Origin of the sequence: Dyella sp. SG609, from assembly GCF_012275375.1 — a bacterium.
Classification (GTDB): Bacteria; Pseudomonadota; Gammaproteobacteria; order Xanthomonadales; family Rhodanobacteraceae; genus Dyella_D; species Dyella_D marensis.
Map to the genome: position 1 here is coordinate 119,071 of NZ_JAAZQJ010000009.1, position 16,970 is coordinate 136,040.

11 protein-coding genes are annotated in these 16,970 nt (G+C 66.6%); 2 read left to right on the top strand and 9 right to left on the bottom strand.

The genetic code is table 11. From position 1 onward, the window contains the following. Window positions 1–486: 486 nt before the first annotated feature. From FHW85_RS16355 to FHW85_RS16390, 8 genes are all read right to left on the bottom strand, one after another. Window positions 487–1,920, bottom strand: coding sequence for an amino acid permease (locus FHW85_RS16355; RefSeq protein WP_168648952.1), 1,434 nt, complete (start codon window positions 1,918–1,920; stop codon window positions 487–489). 76 nt (window positions 1,921–1,996) lie between these two features. Then, window positions 1,997–3,241, bottom strand: coding sequence for a sterol desaturase family protein (locus FHW85_RS16360; RefSeq protein WP_168648953.1), 1,245 nt, complete (start codon window positions 3,239–3,241; stop codon window positions 1,997–1,999). Beyond that, on the bottom strand, window positions 3,238–3,930 hold the full coding sequence (locus FHW85_RS16365; RefSeq protein WP_243868056.1) for a lysoplasmalogenase: 693 nt from the start codon (window positions 3,928–3,930) through the stop codon (window positions 3,238–3,240). The genes FHW85_RS16360 and FHW85_RS16365 overlap by 4 nt, the downstream gene beginning before the upstream one ends. Before the next feature lie 327 nt (window positions 3,931–4,257). Next, entirely contained in the window at window positions 4,258–6,537 is a 2,280-nt protein-coding gene (locus tag FHW85_RS16370) for a TonB-dependent receptor (protein WP_168648954.1), read from the bottom strand. 374 nt (window positions 6,538–6,911) lie between these two features. Continuing rightward, window positions 6,912–8,240 carry an ectonucleotide pyrophosphatase/phosphodiesterase gene (locus tag FHW85_RS16375; RefSeq protein WP_168648955.1) on the bottom strand — a complete coding sequence of 443 codons (1,329 nt, stop codon included), beginning with the start codon at window positions 8,238–8,240 and terminating at the stop codon, window positions 6,912–6,914. A gap of 64 nt (window positions 8,241–8,304) precedes the next feature. After that, window positions 8,305–9,399: a glycerophosphodiester phosphodiesterase gene (locus FHW85_RS16380; RefSeq protein WP_168648956.1), complete on the bottom strand. Its 1,095-nt coding sequence runs from the start codon at window positions 9,397–9,399 to the stop codon at window positions 8,305–8,307. Window positions 9,400–9,635: 236 nt separating this feature from the next. Continuing rightward, window positions 9,636–11,900, bottom strand: coding sequence for a TonB-dependent receptor (locus FHW85_RS16385; protein WP_246866799.1), 2,265 nt, complete (start codon window positions 11,898–11,900; stop codon window positions 9,636–9,638). A gap of 179 nt (window positions 11,901–12,079) precedes the next feature. Then, window positions 12,080–12,865, bottom strand: a complete 786-nt coding sequence (locus tag FHW85_RS16390; protein WP_168648958.1) for a helix-turn-helix transcriptional regulator — start codon at window positions 12,863–12,865, stop codon at window positions 12,080–12,082. Between the two features lie 160 nt (window positions 12,866–13,025). On the opposite strand from FHW85_RS16390, the gene FHW85_RS16395 reads away from it, so the two are divergent. Together FHW85_RS16395 and FHW85_RS16400 are read left to right on the top strand one after the other, a co-directional pair. Next, window positions 13,026–14,003: a DUF1501 domain-containing protein gene (locus FHW85_RS16395; protein ID WP_168648959.1), complete on the top strand. Its 978-nt coding sequence runs from the start codon at window positions 13,026–13,028 to the stop codon at window positions 14,001–14,003. Between the two features lie 518 nt (window positions 14,004–14,521). Then, complete coding sequence (locus FHW85_RS16400; protein WP_168648960.1) at window positions 14,522–14,818, top strand: hypothetical protein; 297 nt, start codon at window positions 14,522–14,524, stop codon at window positions 14,816–14,818. Between the two features lie 116 nt (window positions 14,819–14,934). Here the strand turns inward: FHW85_RS16400 and FHW85_RS16405 are convergent, their stop codons facing one another. Then, on the bottom strand, window positions 14,935–16,680 hold the full coding sequence (locus FHW85_RS16405) for an alkaline phosphatase (protein WP_168648961.1): 1,746 nt from the start codon (window positions 16,678–16,680) through the stop codon (window positions 14,935–14,937). Between the last annotated feature and the right edge of the window lie 290 nt (window positions 16,681–16,970).

The following is a 16,970-nucleotide window of genomic DNA, read 5'->3' on the forward strand; positions in this document are numbered from 1 at the left end:
ACATGGCGCGGCGCACGAAGGTGTCGGATTGGGTCTGCCTGCGGCTCCCCCAACCTATGCCAGCGCCTCGAGATCGAACGGTGCGCTCCGCCCGGCCCCTCACCCCGCCCTCTCCCCGGAGGGGAGAGGGAGAAGTGTGGTGGTGTCGCTTACAGGAGCAAAACCCACAAGCTGGCCTCGATTCTTGAACATCCTCTCGGCCACGGCACGTTGAAGCACCCGCTACGTAAACGCACTGTGGTTTCGTGTAGACCCAGGTTAATCAAGTTACCGCAGCCGTCCACTGCTCCTTCTAGTCGCGTCGCGAGCAGTGGCTCTTAGGCCATTCTCTCTTTGGTTACTTTCTCTTTGGGCCAGCAAAGAGAAAGTGACTCGGGCGCCGGCAGGCGTCCGAAATGCCCGCTGCATAAGCGGCCCATTCGCGTCACCGCGAACACCAGGCGATATCGCCACTGGATCCCGGCCTGCGCCGGGATGACGGACAAGTCAGGCCTTCTCCAGCTTGCTGTGATGCATCCCATAGAAGAAATAAACAGCCAGCCCAATAGTCACCCAAATCAAAAACACCTCCCAGGTAACCAACGGCAACTCCGCCAACAACCAAATCGAAAACGCGATCCCCACCACCGGCACCACCGGCACCCACGGCGTCCGAAACGACCGATGCAAATCCGGCTTCCGCTTCCGCAAAATCAACACAGAAGAACAAATCACGATAAACGCCGACAACACGCCAATATTGACCAGCTTGGCGACCTCCTCAATCGGCAACAGCCCCGCCACCAGGGCGGTGAACACACCGAGCACCACCGTCGGCCGATGCGGCGTCCCAAACCGCGGATGCGGCTTCGCAAACCACCCCGGCAGCAACCCATCGCGCGCCAGCGCAAACCAGATCCGCGTCGCCCCCAGCATGAAGGCGAACAACACGCTGATCAGGCCGAACACCGCCGACACCGACACCGTCAACGCCACCCAATGCAGCCCCAGCCCCTTGAACGCATCCGCCACCGGCGCATCGGTCTTCAAGGTGGTGTAGTGCGCGATGCCGGTCAGCACCATCGACACCGCCAGGTACATGGTCATCGAGATGCCCAGCGACAGCAGCACCGCGCGCGGCAGGTCGCGCTGCGGATTCTTCGATTCCTCCGCCGCGGTGGTCAGCGTGTCGTAGCCGAACACCGCGAAGAACACCACGGCCGCCGCGGTCGCCACACCCTGGAAACCGAAATGGCCGACGCCGTCGGGGCCGACGATGCGCTGCGGAATAAACGGCACCCAGTTCTCGGGCTTCACGTAGAACACGCCGACGCCGATCACCAGCGCCACCGCCGCCACCTTGATCGCCACCACCAGGGTGTTGAAGCGCGCGCCCCATTCGGTGCGGAAGATCAGCAGCGCCGACACGCCCAGCGTCACCAGAGCGGCCACCACGTTGAACACATGGCCTTCGCCCGTGCCGATGGCGCCCTTGGCCCATACCGGCAAGTCCACGCCGACACTGGCCAGCGCCGATTGCACATAGCCGGACCAGCCGATCGCCACCACCGCGACGATGAGCGCGTACTCCAGCAAGAGATCCCAGCCGATCAGCCAGGCCGCCAGCTCACCCAGCACCGCATAGCCGTAGGTGTAGGCGCTGCCGGTGACGGGGATCAGGCCGGCGAATTCCGCGTAGCACAGCGCCGCCGCGGCGCTGGCGATGCCGGCGATCAGGAACGAGATCGCCACCGCGGGGCCGGCGTTGAGCGCCGCCTGCTGGCCGGCCAGCACGAACACGCCGACGCCGATGATGCCGCCGATGCCGATCGCGGTGAGCTGCCACAGCCCGAGCACGCGGCGGAAGTCGCCGCGCTTGCCGACGTCCGCCTGCAACTGCTCGACCGACTTGTGGCGGATTAGCTTGCTGACCACGCTCATCGCTGGATATCCCACGCAAAGGAAGCGGCGATGATAGCGAATGCCCCCTGCCCCGCCATGCTGCGGGTGCGCGCGGTCAGGCGGGCTGGCGCGTACGCAGGCGGATGGTGGCGAGCGCGGCGGCGCTGCCCAGGCACAGCGCCACGATGGCCGGCGCCAGCGCCGGCGGTGCGGCGGCGGCGCCGAACCAGCCGCCGGTGACCACCGCGGCCAGCGCGGTCGCGGCCAGCCGCGCCGCTTCCAGCCAGCTGCCGGCGCGGCGGCCTTCCAGCAGCACGCCCAGCGCGGTGAGGCTGAAGAGCAGGAAGGCCGCATAGGCCAGCAGCGCGGAGGCCGGCATGCGCTTGGCCATGTCCAGGAACCACACGCCCATCAGCAGCAGCAGCGCGAACTGTGCGACGCCGTAGGCGCCAAGGCCGCGCGGCAAGGCAGGCGCATAGCGCGGGCGGGCCATGTCGAAGGCCGGCTTAGGAAACCGCTCGGCCACGTCGGCCGGCCGCCAGCCCGGGGGCTTGAGCCACACCAGCAGCTTGTCGCGCCAGCGCCGCGCATGCCATGCGTCCTTGGCCGTGGCCCAGTACACCTCGGCATTCGCCCACAGCGGATTCCAGCTGCGCAGCGGCGCGCGCGTGCCGTACACCGGCGGGTCGGTGTCGTCTTCCTCGATAAAGGTGCCGAACAGGCGGTCCCACAGAATCAGGATGCCGCCGTAGTTGCGGTCGAGGTAACGCTCGTTCACCGCGTGGTGCGCGCGATGGTTCGACGGCGAGCAAAACACGCGGTCGAACCAGCCCAGCCGCCCCACCAGCTCGGTATGCACCCAGAACTGGTACAGCAGGTCGATCAGCGCCACCACCGCGAACACTTCCAGCGGATAGCCCAGCAGCGCCATCGGCAGATAGAACAGCCAGCCCAGCAGCACGCCGCTGCCGGTCTGGCGCAGCGCGGTGCTGAGGTTGTAGTCCTCGCTCTGGTGGTGCACCACGTGCGCGGCCCACAGGATGTTCACCTCGTGCCCGGCGCGGTGCAGCCAGTAATAGAGGAAGTCGTATAGCAGCAGGCCGCTCACCCACACCCACCAGCGGTCGGCCGGCAGCGCCCAGGGCGCCAGGTGCGCGGCGCACCAGGCGTAAATGCCAAGGGTGAGCAGCTTGGAAAACACCGCGACGATCTGCGAGATCACGCCCAGCGACAGGCTGTTGACCGCATCGCTGGCGTGGTACACGCGCCGGCCGCGCCACTTCGCCACCAGCAGCTCCAGCGCGATCAGCGCGAAGAAAGCGGGCGTGGCCCAGCCGATGATGACTTCTTGGGTGTTCACGCCAGCGCCGCGTCCTCCGGCGACGCACGCATCACCGAACGCGCCAGCAGCCACAGCGCGCCGAAGTAGCTGCCGAGTATCCACAGCGCCGCCAGCGGCAGGCTGATGCGGAAGCGGTTCCAGGCCAGCAAGGTGTCGCTGAGCATGAACAGGATCGAGCCCGCGCCGGCCAGCCAGGCCGGGTTCGCCAAGGCATCGCGGGTCAGCGCGTGGTACCAGGCGCGGCCCACCGCCTGTCCGCCCATCAGGGCCAGCACCAGGGTGTAGATCACGATCGGCAGGTGCAGCTCCACCGGCAGGGTGGGCCACAACGACCACATGCACAGCGCCGCATAGCCCAGGCAGATCAGCAGCGCGATCGGCCTGGCGCCCAGGCGCACGTCGCCGGTGAGCGCCACCAGAAAGCACAGATGCGCGAACAGGAAGGCCACCAGGCCTTCCACGAAAAGGTCCTGCGGCAGCATCAGCAAGACGTCGCCAACCAGGGCCAGCCCCAGGCCGCCCAGCACCCAGGCGCGGTAGCGCGCCGAGATCGGCTCGCGCACGCGCCAGGCCAGGGCGAACACCAGCCCGGTCGCCAGCGGCTTGCAGGCCCAGTGCAGCCACATCCACTGGCTGCCGTCCTCGGTGTCGGCCAGCATCGCGCCGGCAATGGCGCCCAGCGCCGACAACAGGACGCCAAGGGCCATCCAGCGGGGAACGGCTTGGATCGGAACAGCAGAAGAAATGGCGGCCATGCGGGCGGATCGGGCGGAGATACGCCGGCGATCATAAGTGGGGCGGGGCGTTCCCGGAATCGCTACTTTATTTTTCCCGGGTGCAGGTCGCGTTTGGGGACTGGGCGATGAGCCCCTCTCCCATCGGGAGAGGGGTTGGGGTGAGGGTACGGGCGGAGCGCAAGAGTGATGCGCACCGCTCCGCCCGTACCCTCATCCGGCTGCCGCCACCTTCTCTCCCACGGGGACTACCTTCGGGTCGCCGGAGGGAGAAGGGTCCAACTTTGGAGGACTGACGGCTCAGAAGCGCAAGGTTGCCGTAAGCATTGCCGCGCGCGGCGCGCCCACCTGCATGGTGGCGAACTGGCCCTGCGGGTCGCTGGCCACGAAGCCGTTGGTGCCGATCGAGCCGAAGTACTTCTTGTCGGCCAGGTTGGTCACGTTGAGCGCCAGCTTCAGGTCCTGCACCACGCCGAGCTTGCCCACGTCGTAGGCGGCCGAGGCGTTGAACAGCCAGTACGAGGGCACCGCGCCGTCATTGATATAGGTGTAGTAGCGCTTGCCGGTGTAGTTGGCCGACGCGCGCAGGTCCCACGGACCGGACACCCAGGCCAGCTCGGTGAAGAACAGCTGCTTGGGGCTGTCCACCACGGTCTTGTCCTTGGTCGGCACCACCACGCCGCCGTCGACGTAGTTGTCGTCGTAGCGCGAGCGGTTGTAGGACAGCGAGTTGCGCCAGCGCAGTTCCTGCGTGAGCTTGAAGTTCAGCGCCAGCTCCGCGCCGCGGCTGCTCACCGAGCCGACGTTGGCGTAGGCGCTGGGGCAACCCACGATGCCGCTGCAGCGCGAGATCGCCAGCAGGCGGTTGTCGAACTTCACGTCGTACAGCGCCAGCGAGGCCTCGTAGAAGTCGGACACCGCGCGCAGGCCGCCTTCGAAGGTGCGCGACTGTTCCGGCTTGAGCGAACGGCCGAAGGTGTCGAACGCCACCTGGGTGGTGGCCAGCGGGCCGGAGACGCCGGCCTGGAACGCGGCGATGTTCTTGGAGTACGAACCGAACAGCTCGTAGCCGCCGCCCAGCTGGTAGGCCGCGCCCACCTGCGGCAGGAAATTCTTCTTGGCCACCAGGTCGCCCGACGCATAGGCGCGCGCGGTGCCCGGCAGGTTGGTCGCTTCCACTTCGGTGCGCGGTGCCTTGAAGCCCACGTCCACGCTCAGGCGGTCGTCCAGGAAATGCATGCTGTCCTGCACGTAGAACTGGCGCGTGGTGGTTTCGTAGTGCTGGTAGAACAGGCGCAGGTTCGGGTTCTCGAGGAACTTGCGGTCGTCCACCGGGCCGGTGATGAAGTAGTAGTTGCGCTGCACGTTGTGGTTGCTGTCCTCGTACCACACGCCCGCTTCCAGGTGATGCGCGCCCAGGTCCCAGGTCAGCGCCGCGGTGCCGCCGGCGCGGTCGATGCCGTACTCGGTGGTGCGGATCGAGATCGGGGTTTCCTGCGCGGTGCCCGGGAACGACGCCTGGTACGGCGTGAACCAGTGGCCCTGGCCGCGATCGTAGTGGTAGTAGCCGGTGGCCTTCAGGCGCACGCCCTCGGCCAGCGCGAAGTCGCCGAACAGGCTGGCGATGCGGTCCTTGCGCACGCCGCGGCCGGCGTAATAGGCGTCGTCGGCATTGGTCACGCCGCCGGTGTAGATGCCCTTGGCCGCGTTCACCGCGCGGTTCCAGTCCGGCGCGTAGTTGTCCCAGTTCCAGCCCAGGCGGTGCAGCATGTCCAGCGAGAGATCCTGGTAATCGGTCTCGTCGCGGTCGGAGGTGGTCACCAGCGCGCCGATGCGGCTGTCGCCGAAATCGTAGGTGGCCTTACTGTTGAACTGCATCTGCTCCTGATCGCCGTCGCCCTTCCACTTGTTGACGTCGGAATAGGCGCCGGAGATGTACATGGCGAAGCCGTCGACATTGCCCGTGTCCAGGCGCACGAAGGTGCGGCGCGCCGCATCCGTGCCGAAGCCCTGCGCGAACTGCACGCCGTACTTGGGCAGCGGGTCGGACGAGTAGAACTGCACCGTGCCGCCCAGGTCGCTGGTCGACGCCGTGCCGAGCGCGCCGATGCCTTCGGCCAGTTCGGCGCTGCCGAGGTTCTCGGCGATCAGCGCGCGGCTGATGTGCAGGCCGTTGTTGTTGCCGTAGCTCATGTCGCCGAGCGGGATGCCGTCCAGCGTGAAGCCCAGGCGGTTCTGGTTGAAGCCGCGCAGGCTGAAGCGGGTCGACCACTCGTAGTTGCCGAACGGATCGGACGACTCGAAATGCACGCCCGGCTTGCCGGCCAGCACCTTCAGCGCACTGGTGCCCGGCGGCAGGATCTTCACGTCTTCCACGGTGATGCGCTGCACCTGGCGCACTTCGCCCTGGCCGATCGCGGAGACCGACTCCAGCGTCTTGGCCTTGTCGGCGGCGGCATCGGCCGGCGCGGCGGGCGTGGTGTCGTTGTCGCCGGGAGCTGCGGCGGCCGTGCCGTGCAGCGCCGCGAACAGCGCGAGCGCGAGGCCGGTAAGGCGGATGGAACCCTTGCGGACTGACATGCGTACGTTTCCTTTGCGCAGCCGTTCCCCTCGCGGGGAGCCACGTCGACAGGTGGAACAGGTGAATGGGAAAAAAGAACGGCTGCCCCTTCGGCGGACGCATCACCCCTTCGCGTCCTGAAGCTGCCCTGCAAGGACGACATGACGCGACCGCCAGCAGCCGTTGGAGTGCAAGCTTGCTGGGGATTTGTGAAATCGGATTTACATCTGCGTGTCAGTGGGCGCGGATGTGCGTTGGCGCGGATTCCCGGCCCACGACAGGAATAGGGCGTAGGTTGGGGTGAGCCGCAGGCGAACCCCAACGATGCGGTGCATTGGGACGTGGCGATGTTGGGGTTCGCCTGCGGCTCACCCCAACCTACGCGGGCATGGCGTTATGGCGAGAACAGCACCTTGCCCTGCGCCGCCGGCAACGCCACCCCCAGCGACTTCGCCAGCGTCGGCGCGATATCGCGCATGTCGATCGCACCGAGGTTCTTGCCCACCGGCACGCCCTTCCCTTCCACCAGGAACGTCGAGCGCATCAACGGCCAGGCCGGGTCGTAGCCGTGCATGCCGCGGTAATGGCTGGGCGCCGGCAGCGGCGTGTCGGGCTTGATCGCCATCTCGTAGCCGGCCTTGAACAGCACGAACCACGAGGCCTGCGCCGTGCCGCCGCGCGCCACCGTCTGCGCATGATCGAGCACACGCTCGATGCCGTACGCCGGATTGCCCTGCAGCTGCGCGAGCAGGCCCTGCACCTTGGCCACCGTCGCCGCGTCGCCCGGCTCCTTCAGCACAATCGCCGCGCTGCCGCCGTCGTTCCACGGCATCGCCTGCCAGTCGGCCACGGCGCCGTCCTTCAAGGTGATCAGGCCGGCCTGGATAAAGGGCGCATAGAGATTAACGTCCTGCTGCACCGGCGCAAAACCGTGATCGGATACCACCGCGATCACGCCATCCGGATGCACGCGGCGCGCCGCCGCCACCATCTCGCCGACCAGGCCGTCGATGCGCTCCAGCGTGCGCTTCGATTCCGGCGTATCGGGGCCGCTGTGGTGCTGCTCATGATCGAGCGAAGCCAGATACGCCGTCATGAAAGCGGGCTGGCGCTCCTCCAGCAGCTTCACCGCGAAGCGCGTGCGGTTCTCGTCGCCGGCCAGCGTCTCGTCGATGCCGTCGGCATAGGGGCCGAGTTCTTTCTCCAGCGCCGGCAGCAGGCCGGGCGTGGCCAGCGCGGCGAGCAGCTTGCGGTCGTCCGGCAGGCCGGTGCGCCAGATCTGCGGCAGGTTCCAGTCCACCTGCGCGCCCACGCTCACCGGCCAGTGCACGTTGGCGGTGCTCAGGCCCGCGGCATGTGCGGCGTCCCACAGCGTGGGCACGCGGATATCGCTGGCGTACCAGGCCCAACCCTGCTGGTTCTTGTTGGTGGGGTCGAAGGTGAGATTGCCGGCGATGCCGTGCTTATCCGGCGATACGCCGGTCAGCAAGGTGGTGTGGCTCGGATAGGTCAGCGTCGGCAGCACGCCGCGCACGTCGGTGGCGTAGCTGCCTTCGCTCATGAAGCGCTGCAGGTTGGGCAGCTTCAGGCCGTGCTGCTCGGCCTGCAGCACGTCGGCCGGGCGCAGGCCGTCGATCGAGATCAGCAGCACCGGTACCGCATGGACCGGTGCGAGAAAAGCCAGGCCGAGCAGGCCGGCCGCGAAGCCACGTTGCAGACGCATGGAGTCACCGCGCAAGGAATGAGCGGGCGAGTGAACCCGTTCGCGGTGACAGCGTGATGGCAGCTCAGCGACCGTCCACCGCTTTGCGGCCCAGTGCCGGGTCGTCGGTAAAGAAGGCATCGACGCCGGCATCCAGATAGGCGCGGATTTCCGCGATGGAACCGGCCTCGTTGAAGGTCTTCGGGTCGCTGCCCTGCCAGAAGTTCTTCGCCTGGAAATGGTTCTCCGGGCGGAACGTGTACGGGTGCAGCTCCAGCTTCGCCGCATGCGCGTCGTGCGCCAGCGCGGTGGGCTGGCCCAGCCTGCCATCCTTGTCGAGCGGGATGATGGCGCGGATGTTCGGGCCGATCGCGTCGGCATAGCCGGCGATCTCGCGCAGCCCGGCCGGCTTCATCATGTCGGCATAGGTCAGTTTGCCGCCCGCCGCCGCCACGTCGTACGGCTGCTCCTTCGGATCGTCCAGCAGCTGCAGCAGGCGCACGTTCGGATGGCTCTTGCCCAGCTTGCCGCGCAGGTAGCGCAGGTTGGCGATTTCGAAAGACTGGATCTCCACCGGCGCGGTGCGCGTGTAGCTGTGCGCGTCGAGGATGGCCAGCACGCGGTCTTCCATCGGCAGGCCGGCTTTCTGGAAATAGGTGCCGTGCTTGATCTCGGGGATCAGGCCCACCGTGCGCCCTTGCGCGGCGGCTTCGGCAGCGACGAAATCGATGATTTCGTCCAGGGTGGGAATCTGGAACTGCCCGTCGTATCTGGTGCCGCGGAATTCCGGCAGGCGCTCGCGCGCGCGCAGGGTTTTCAGTTCCGCCAGGGTGAAGTCTTCGGTGAACCAGCCGGTGACAGGGTGGCCGTCGATGGTCTTGGTGGTCTTGCGCCCGGCGAACTCCGGGTGCGCCGCCACGTCGGTGGTGCCGCCGATCTCGTTCTCGTGGCGCGCCACCGGCACGCCGTCCTTGGTCATCACCAGGTCCGGCTCGACGAAGTCGGCGCCATCGGCGATCGCCTTGGCATAGGAGGCCAGGGTGTGCTCCGGCCGCAGCGCGCTGGCGCCGCGATGGCCCAGGACGAGGACCTTTGCAGCAATCGGTTTCTCGGCGGCGTGGATGGCGCAGGGCAAGGCCAGGCTCAAGGTGACCAGGGCTAGCCAGCATAACGGTTTCATGGGGTGCTCCTGACCGGGCTAGTAACTCTACTTCCAGGAAAGAGTCCTTCTCCCTCCGGCGACCCGAAGGTAGTCCCCGTGGGAGAGAAGGTGGCGGCAGCCGGATGAGGGTGCGGGCGGAGCGATGCACATCACTCTTGCGCTCCGCCCGTACCCTCACCCCAACCCCTCTCTCCCACAGGGACTACCTTCGGGTCGCCGGGGGGAGAGGGGCTCTACCGTACGGCATCGCTGGCTTAGAACTTCACGTCGAGCGTCAGGAAGCTCTGCCTCGGCGCACTCGCATGAAACGCCAGCTGCCGCCCGTTCGGATCGGTGTTGGCAAACGCCGTCAGGTTCGACGCATAGCGCTTGTCGGTCAGGTTGCTCACGTTGAGCGACAGCCGCACGTCCTGCGCGAACCACGCCGCGCCGAAGTCGTAGCCGGCGCCGAAGTCGAACGAGGTATAGCCGCCGAAGCCCTGGTCGTTGGTGTACGTGTAGTAGCGCGAGCCGGTGTACTTGCCGCGCAGGCTCAGGTTCCAGGGGCCGTAGGTCCAGGCGATCTCGCTGGCGAACATGCGCTTGGGCGTGTCCACCGTGACCTTGCCCTTGGTCGGCACCACCGCGCCGTTCTGCACGTAGTTGTCGTCATACGTGGAGCGGTTGAACGAGGCCGAGTTGTACCACTGGAAATGCTCGAACGGCTTCCAGATAAAGGTGAACTCCGCGCCGTGGCTGCTCACCGAGCCGACGTTGTAGAAGCGCGTGGTGCACGCCGCCGTGGTGCCCTGCTGGATGCTCGGGCAGGGGTTGAGCGAAAGCAGGCGGTTGTCGAACTTCACGTCGTACACCGCGGCCGATGCCTCGAACTCGCGCTGCACGATGCGGTAGCCGCCTTCGATGGTGCGCGACTGCTCGGGCTTGAGGTTGCCGCGGGTGGCGTCGAACGAGGCCTGCGTCACCAGCAGCGGGCCGCTGGCGCCGCCGCCCTGGAACGCGGCGATGTTCTTGGCGTACGACAGGAACAGCTCCTGGCCGGCATCGAGCTTGTAGCCCACGCCCACCTGCGGCAGCAGGTTCTTCTCGGCCTTCAGCGTGCCGTTGGCCACCGGCGCCTCGTAGTTGCCCGGCGCCTGGCGCGCGGTCATGGTCACGTGCGGGCTCTTCACGCCGATGTCCACGCTGAGGCGGTCGTCCAGCAGCTTGAAGCTGTCCTGCAGATAGGCCTGGCGCGTGGTGATGGTGTAGGCCTGGTTGAACAGGCGGCGGTCCGGATCGCTCAGGTAGGTGTCGTCGCTGATCGGGCTGCTGAGCGTGTAGGGGATGTAATAGAAGTTGCGCTCGACGTTGTGGTGGTTCTGCTCGTACCACACGCCGCCTTCCAGGTGATGGCTGCCCAGGTCCCAGCCCAGCGACGCCAGCACGCCGTTGCGGTTGATCTTGTAGTTGGTGCTGCGGATCGAGATCGGCAGCTCCTGCGCCGTGCCCGGGTTGGACTTCTGGCCCGGCGACCACCAGTGGCCCTGGCCGGCGTTCTCGTGGTGATAGACCTGCGCATGCACGGTCACCGCGTCGCTGGGATAGAAGTCGCCGGCGAGGTAGTACAGGTCGTCGCGGCGCAGCGCGCGGCTCTGGTAGTAGGCGTCGTCGATATTGTCCACGCCGCCGGAATAGCCGCAGCGCGCGTCCTTCACGCCCTTCACGGTGTAAGCCGGCGCGCAGTACGCCGCGGCCAGCGCGCGCTTCCAGTCCGGCGCGTACAGGTTCCAGTCCCAGCCCAGGCCGCGCGCCATGCCGCTCTTGGACAGATACGCGTAGTCGGCCTGCGAGGTGCGCGAGGTGTCGGCGAAGGCGGTGATGCGGCCGCCGTCGAACTGGTACACCGCCTTGGCGTTGAACTGCTTGGTGGTGGTCGGCGATTCCGGCGGCGCCCACATGTCGGCGGTGGCGCGCACACCCGACAGGTACATGGAGAAGCCGTGGAAGTCGCCCGTATCCAGGCGCAGATAGGTGCGGCGGTTCTGGTCGCTGCCGAAGGTCTGCGCGAAGCGGCCGCCGAAGGTCGGCAGCGGATCGGCGGAGAAATACTGGATGGCGCCGCCCAGGTTGCTGGTCGAGGCGATGCCCAGACTGCCGATGCCCTGCGCCAGTTCGGCGCCGGCGGCGTTCTCGGCGATCAGCGCGCGGCTGATGTTCAGGCCGTTGTAGTTGCCGTAGGCGTTGTCGCCCAGCGGCAGGCCGTCCAGCGTGTAGCCCAGGCGCTGGCCGTTGAAGCCGCGCAGGCTGATGGTCTGCGACTCCTCGTTGGCACCGAAGGCGTCGTTGGACTGCACGTTCACGCCCGGCATCCGGTTGAGGATCTTCTGCAGGCTGGTGCCCGCGGGCAGCACCGCGACGTCCTTGGTGGTCACGCGCTGCACCTGGCGGGTTTCGCCCTGGCCGATCACCGAGACGCCTTCCAGATTCTTGGCCGCGTCGGGCTTGGCGGTGGCGTCGGCGGTCGGCAGGTCCTCGGCCATGGCACCGTGGGACAAAGCGGCGAGCGCGACGGCGGTGGCCATCGCCAGCAGGTTCTTCTTCATGAGATGCAGAGCTCCAGGAGATCGGGGCGCCGCGCGTGGGGGCGCGGACGTTCAAATATCGTGAAGCGGGCAGATGTCGATTCTTTGACGATGGGATGACGGAGGCGCTGGCGCCGTCACAAAGCGGGCCGTCCCTCGACCTGGCGCAGGTATTCGGTGGGGCTGGCGCCGATGATGCGGTGGAACATGCTGCAGAACGCACTGCAGCTGGCATAGCCGGCCTCGCGCGCCACCGTCTTGATCGGACGGCCCAGGCTCATCTGGCTGATCGCCCGCGCCAGCCGCACGTGCTGGCGCCAGCGCACGAAGGACATGCGCAATTCGCTTTCGAACAGGCGCGCCAGCGTGCGGCTGCTGGCGCCGGCGCGCGCCGCGAGCTGTTCGAGCGTATCGGGCCGCGTGGCATCGTCGAGCAGGCGCTGGCAGGCCTTCTTCAGGCGCGGGTCCGCCGGCACCGGGATGCGGAACGGCGCTTCGTCCGCCTTCAGCAGCGCATGCAGCAGTAATGGCATGGCCAATTGCAAAGTGGACGCATCGCGTTCGCCATGCGCCTGCACCGCGGCCAGCACCAGCTCGCGCAGCAGCGGCGACACCGCCAGCACGCGGCAATGCGTGCCGAACGGCGCGCTGGTGGCGCGATCGAGATAGAGCATGCGCACCGCCACGCGCCCTTCCATCAGGATCTCGTGCGGCATGCCGATCGGAATCCACAGCGCGCGCTGCGGCGGCACGATCCAGATGCCTTCGCGCGTGGTCACCTGCATCACGCCGCTGGCGGCGTAGATCAACTGGCCGCGGCGATGCCGGTGCCTGGGCACGTGGCAGCCGCGCGGGTAGTCCTTGGCCAGCGCGGTCATCGGCCACGCGGCGGCGCGCTTCGATGGCTGTCTGATTCGCGACACAGGATGGCTGCCGTTCGATGGATGGACAGGGCTAGCTTAAGTCTGTGCCCGCGGCACCCCGCGCCGCAACGGCTTTCCCCCACTAACGGCCACGCTTATGCCAACCCATTTCCCTTCCCGCCGCAGCCTGCTGAAGGCCGGCCTTGCGGCTGCCGGCGCATTGGCGCTCGGCCCCTTCGATGCCTTGGCATCGCCACGCGAGCGGCCGGCGCTGGTGGTGCTGTGGTTGAACGGCGGGCCGGCCGGCTTGTTCAACAGTGCCGATGCGTTTCTTGCCAACGGCGCGTTTGGCGTGACATCCGGCAATATCCGTGCGCTGGGCCATGGCTTGTATGTCGATGCCGCTTCGCTGGGCGCATTGCCGCCGGTCGCGCTCGCGCATATGGCAGCCGTGCCGTTCAAGCATGGGCTGTACAGCCACAACGATGCGCGCGTGGGGATGCTGCAAGCGGGGCCGCGCAGCCAGCTGCTGCGGATGGCCGCGGCCTTGCCGGGCAGTCCCCTGCCCTGCGCGATCGTCAACCGGCTCGGTCTTCCTGTGGGTGTTGCGTCCGATCCACCGGCGGAGCGCGGCATCGCGTGGCAGCACGTGCACCGCTTTGCGGATGCGGGGCTTGCTGCTGCCGAACGCGAAGATATTCGCCATGCGTATGGCGTGAGTCAGGGAGGTTCGGCGGTGGAGGATTTGCCCGGCACGTTCGCGGCCGTGGAAGCGCTGATCCGTGCCGATACCAGCGTGGTCTTCGCGCAGATCGCTTTCACCGGCCGCGAGGACAGGCAGTTCGATACGCATCACGACGACAGCGGCAAGCTGGCGCGGCAGATCATGGCGCCGATCACGCCGGGCCTTTCGGTATTCCTGCAGCGCATGCTCACCTTGCGCGGCCGCAATGTGGTGACGCTGCTGACCGGCGAGTTCAGCCGCACGCTGCCGGGCGCCGATCATGCGCAGGGCGGCACGGCGACGGTGATTGGGAAATATCTGAGAACAGGTTCCGCGGGACGGCAGTTGCCGGATGGTTCACCGTCAGAAAATTCTGCTGTGCCGGAGGCGCTATGGGCTTTTCTCGCCGCCGCGTTGCGCGTGGATGGTGCCGCAGCTTTCGGCAACCATCCACATTCGCAACTACTAATTTGAATTTTTCAGATTTCGACTAAAGACAAGGCGAGGTTGCCTTGCTAGTTTTGCAGGTGTTGTCCGCGGAGTGATTTCAAGCGCGTCGCGGACAACCATGGCAGCAATGTCGTGAGAGCGCGGGCCAAGGGTGTTGAGACCACCCCTGACCCGCTGACCATCACCAACTGAAGGAGAGTTGATCATGGCTGTGCCAGATCATACGTCACTCGTACGCCCGCCGATCCCCAGGACGGCACATCCGCCGGCCCATGGGGCTGTCCGCCGTCTTCGCGGACACGGTTGAAGAACCGCGGACTTAAGAGTTTTCGCAGGTAATGATTCCTAGCCGTGCAACCCGGCGCGTTGCTTCGTGCAACGGCGAAAGCGACTGAAGCCGCAACCTACTTCATCAATCAAGCCGCCCGGCGCCTGTGTTCCAGGTGGTCGGCCAGCCTCGAGTCCGTGTGGTCGCGGCACGTCGTGCTGTCTGGCGGCGTGCCGTTCTCGGAACGGGGGCGGCGCATGGCAAGGAGTTGCTTATGGATATCTATGGCGAAGCGTGGATCACACGCCACGTGGAGTATTTTTCGGATCCGGAGGCGGGGCCGGATGCGTTGTTGAACGATGCCACCGAGTGGCTGCATTACGCGCATAACGCGATCCGGTGGCTGGCGGAACTGGCTGACGAACACGGCAGCGTGAATACGCAGCGCTTGCCGGTGATGCTGGAAAGCATCGCGGTGTTTATCGACATGGGGACGCGCTGCGCGACGCAGGCGCATTTGCGGATGCAGTGGTTGCAGGTACAGAGTGAGGCGGCACAGCCGCCTGCGTAGGTTGGGGTGAGCCAAAGGCGAACCCCAACGATGCGATGCGTACCCGCGTTGCCATGTTGGGGTTCGCCTGCGGCTCACCCCAACCTACCCGCTACCCGCCGGTGGTGTGGCGATCCTTACTTGACGCTCACCTGCTTCAACCAAGCCTCATACGTCGGCCGCTCCACCGGCACCCCGTCCGCATTGCAGCTCCCCAGCTTGCACAACTCCTCGCGCAAGCGCGGCGCGTTCTGCACGATCACATGGAAGATCGCGTTCTGCTCGATCTCCCCATGGAACGCCGCCGCGCCCGGGCCATTGGCAAAGATCGCCACATCCTCGCCACCATGCGTCTCGCCCTTCAACGGCACGATCGATTCCTGCATGTAATCCGGCGCCGCCGTATCGACCTTGGTCAGATCCGGCCGCCCCTTCTTCGCCGGCGCGTACTCATTGGGATTGTGCGGATAACGCTTCGGCCCCTCCGGCTGCTTGTCGGTAGCGCCGGTATAGCCCGGGCCATTGGCAAACCCCAAGGTGGTGTACGGCTTGCCGGTCGCATCGCGCGCCAGGCCCGCGCCGCCTTCCTCGTCGTAGCTGTCGGTATGGCCCTGCACCAGGCCGAGGATGTCGTTGCCACGCTTCGGGTAACCGGCGAAGGTCATCGTATGCGCGTGGTCGGCGGTGACCACGATCAGCGTGTCCTTGGGATCGGTATGGGCAAGCGCCGCCGCCACCGCATCGGCCATCGAGATGGTCTCGTCCAGCGCACGGTAGGCATTGCCCGCATGCAGCGCATGGTCGATGCGGCCGCCTTCCACCATCAGGAAGAAGCCGTTCGGGTTCTGCTTGAGCACATCGATCGCCGCCGTGGTCATCTCGGCCAGGCTTGGCTCGCCGGCCTTGTCCTGCGGGCGCTCATGCTCGTAGTTCATATGCGAAGGCTCGAACAGGCCGAGCAGGCGCGGCGTCTTCGACAGATCCAGCCCCTTGAGCTGCTGCTCGTTCCACACATAGGCGCCACCGGGATGCCTGGCCTTCCACTCCGCGATCAGATCGCGGCCATCCAGGCGCTGGCCCACCTTGTTGGCATATTCCGGATCGGTCTCGCCCGCCGGCATGAACTCGGTGCGGCCGCCGCCCATCGCCACGGTAAGCCCGTCGATGGCGGGAAAGTCGACCAGCTGCGCCGCGAAATCCTTGCATCCCTGCGCTTTCGCCTGCGCGCTGAGCTCGGCATCCACTTCCCAGTTGCGCTCCGGCAGATGGCCATAGGTGGCCGCCGGCGTGGCGTGGGTGATGCGCGTGGTGGTCACGGCGCCGGTGCTCATGCCCGCAGCCGCCGCCAGTTCCAGCGTGGTCACCAGTTCCTGCCCCTTGCTGGCCGCGCAATCCTGCCGGCGCGGCACCTGCGAGATGCCGATATAGCCGGCGCGCGTCTTCACGCCGGTCATGATCGCGGTCATGGTGCCGGCGGAATCCGGCGTCTGCTGATCCGTCTCGTAGGTGCGGCTGAAGGCGCTGAATGGAAACTGCTCGAAGCTCAGCTTGTAGCTCTCGCCATCCACGCCCCTGCGCTGACCGGCGCGCACGTGCGCGGCGGCGATGGTGGGGATGCTCATGCCGTCGCCGAGAAACACGATGACGTTCTTGGCGCGCTGGCCCTGGATGCTGGCCTGGGCGGAGACGTTGGCCGCTTGCGCGGCGCCGTTGCGGAACCACCATTGGGGGGTTTCGCCTTCGGGGCGCTTGATCGGCGGAACTTCAATCGCTGCCGCGGTGTGCTGTTGGGCTGGCGCGATGGGCTGGCTGGCGCAGGCGGTGATCAGCGCGCTGAGGGAGAGTGTCAGTGCGCGTTGCGCTAGCTTGGACGAATGGGTCATGGGTGATCTCTCGTCGGTGGGGCGGGTGCGGCAAGCCGCGGATGATAGCTCACGGGTGTGGGCTGTGATTCCGCCTTGTTCGTCATCCCGGCGTAGGCCGGGATCCAGTAGCGACTAGGTGGGGTTGTCGCGACTTGGCCGCTTATGCAGCGGGCATTTCGGACGCCTGCCGGCGCCCGAGTCACTTTCTCTTTGCTGGCTCAAAGAGAAAGTAACCAAAGAGAAATAGCCTAAGAGCAAAGGCTCGCGACGCGACTAGAAGGAGCAGTGGACGGCCGCGGTAACTTGAT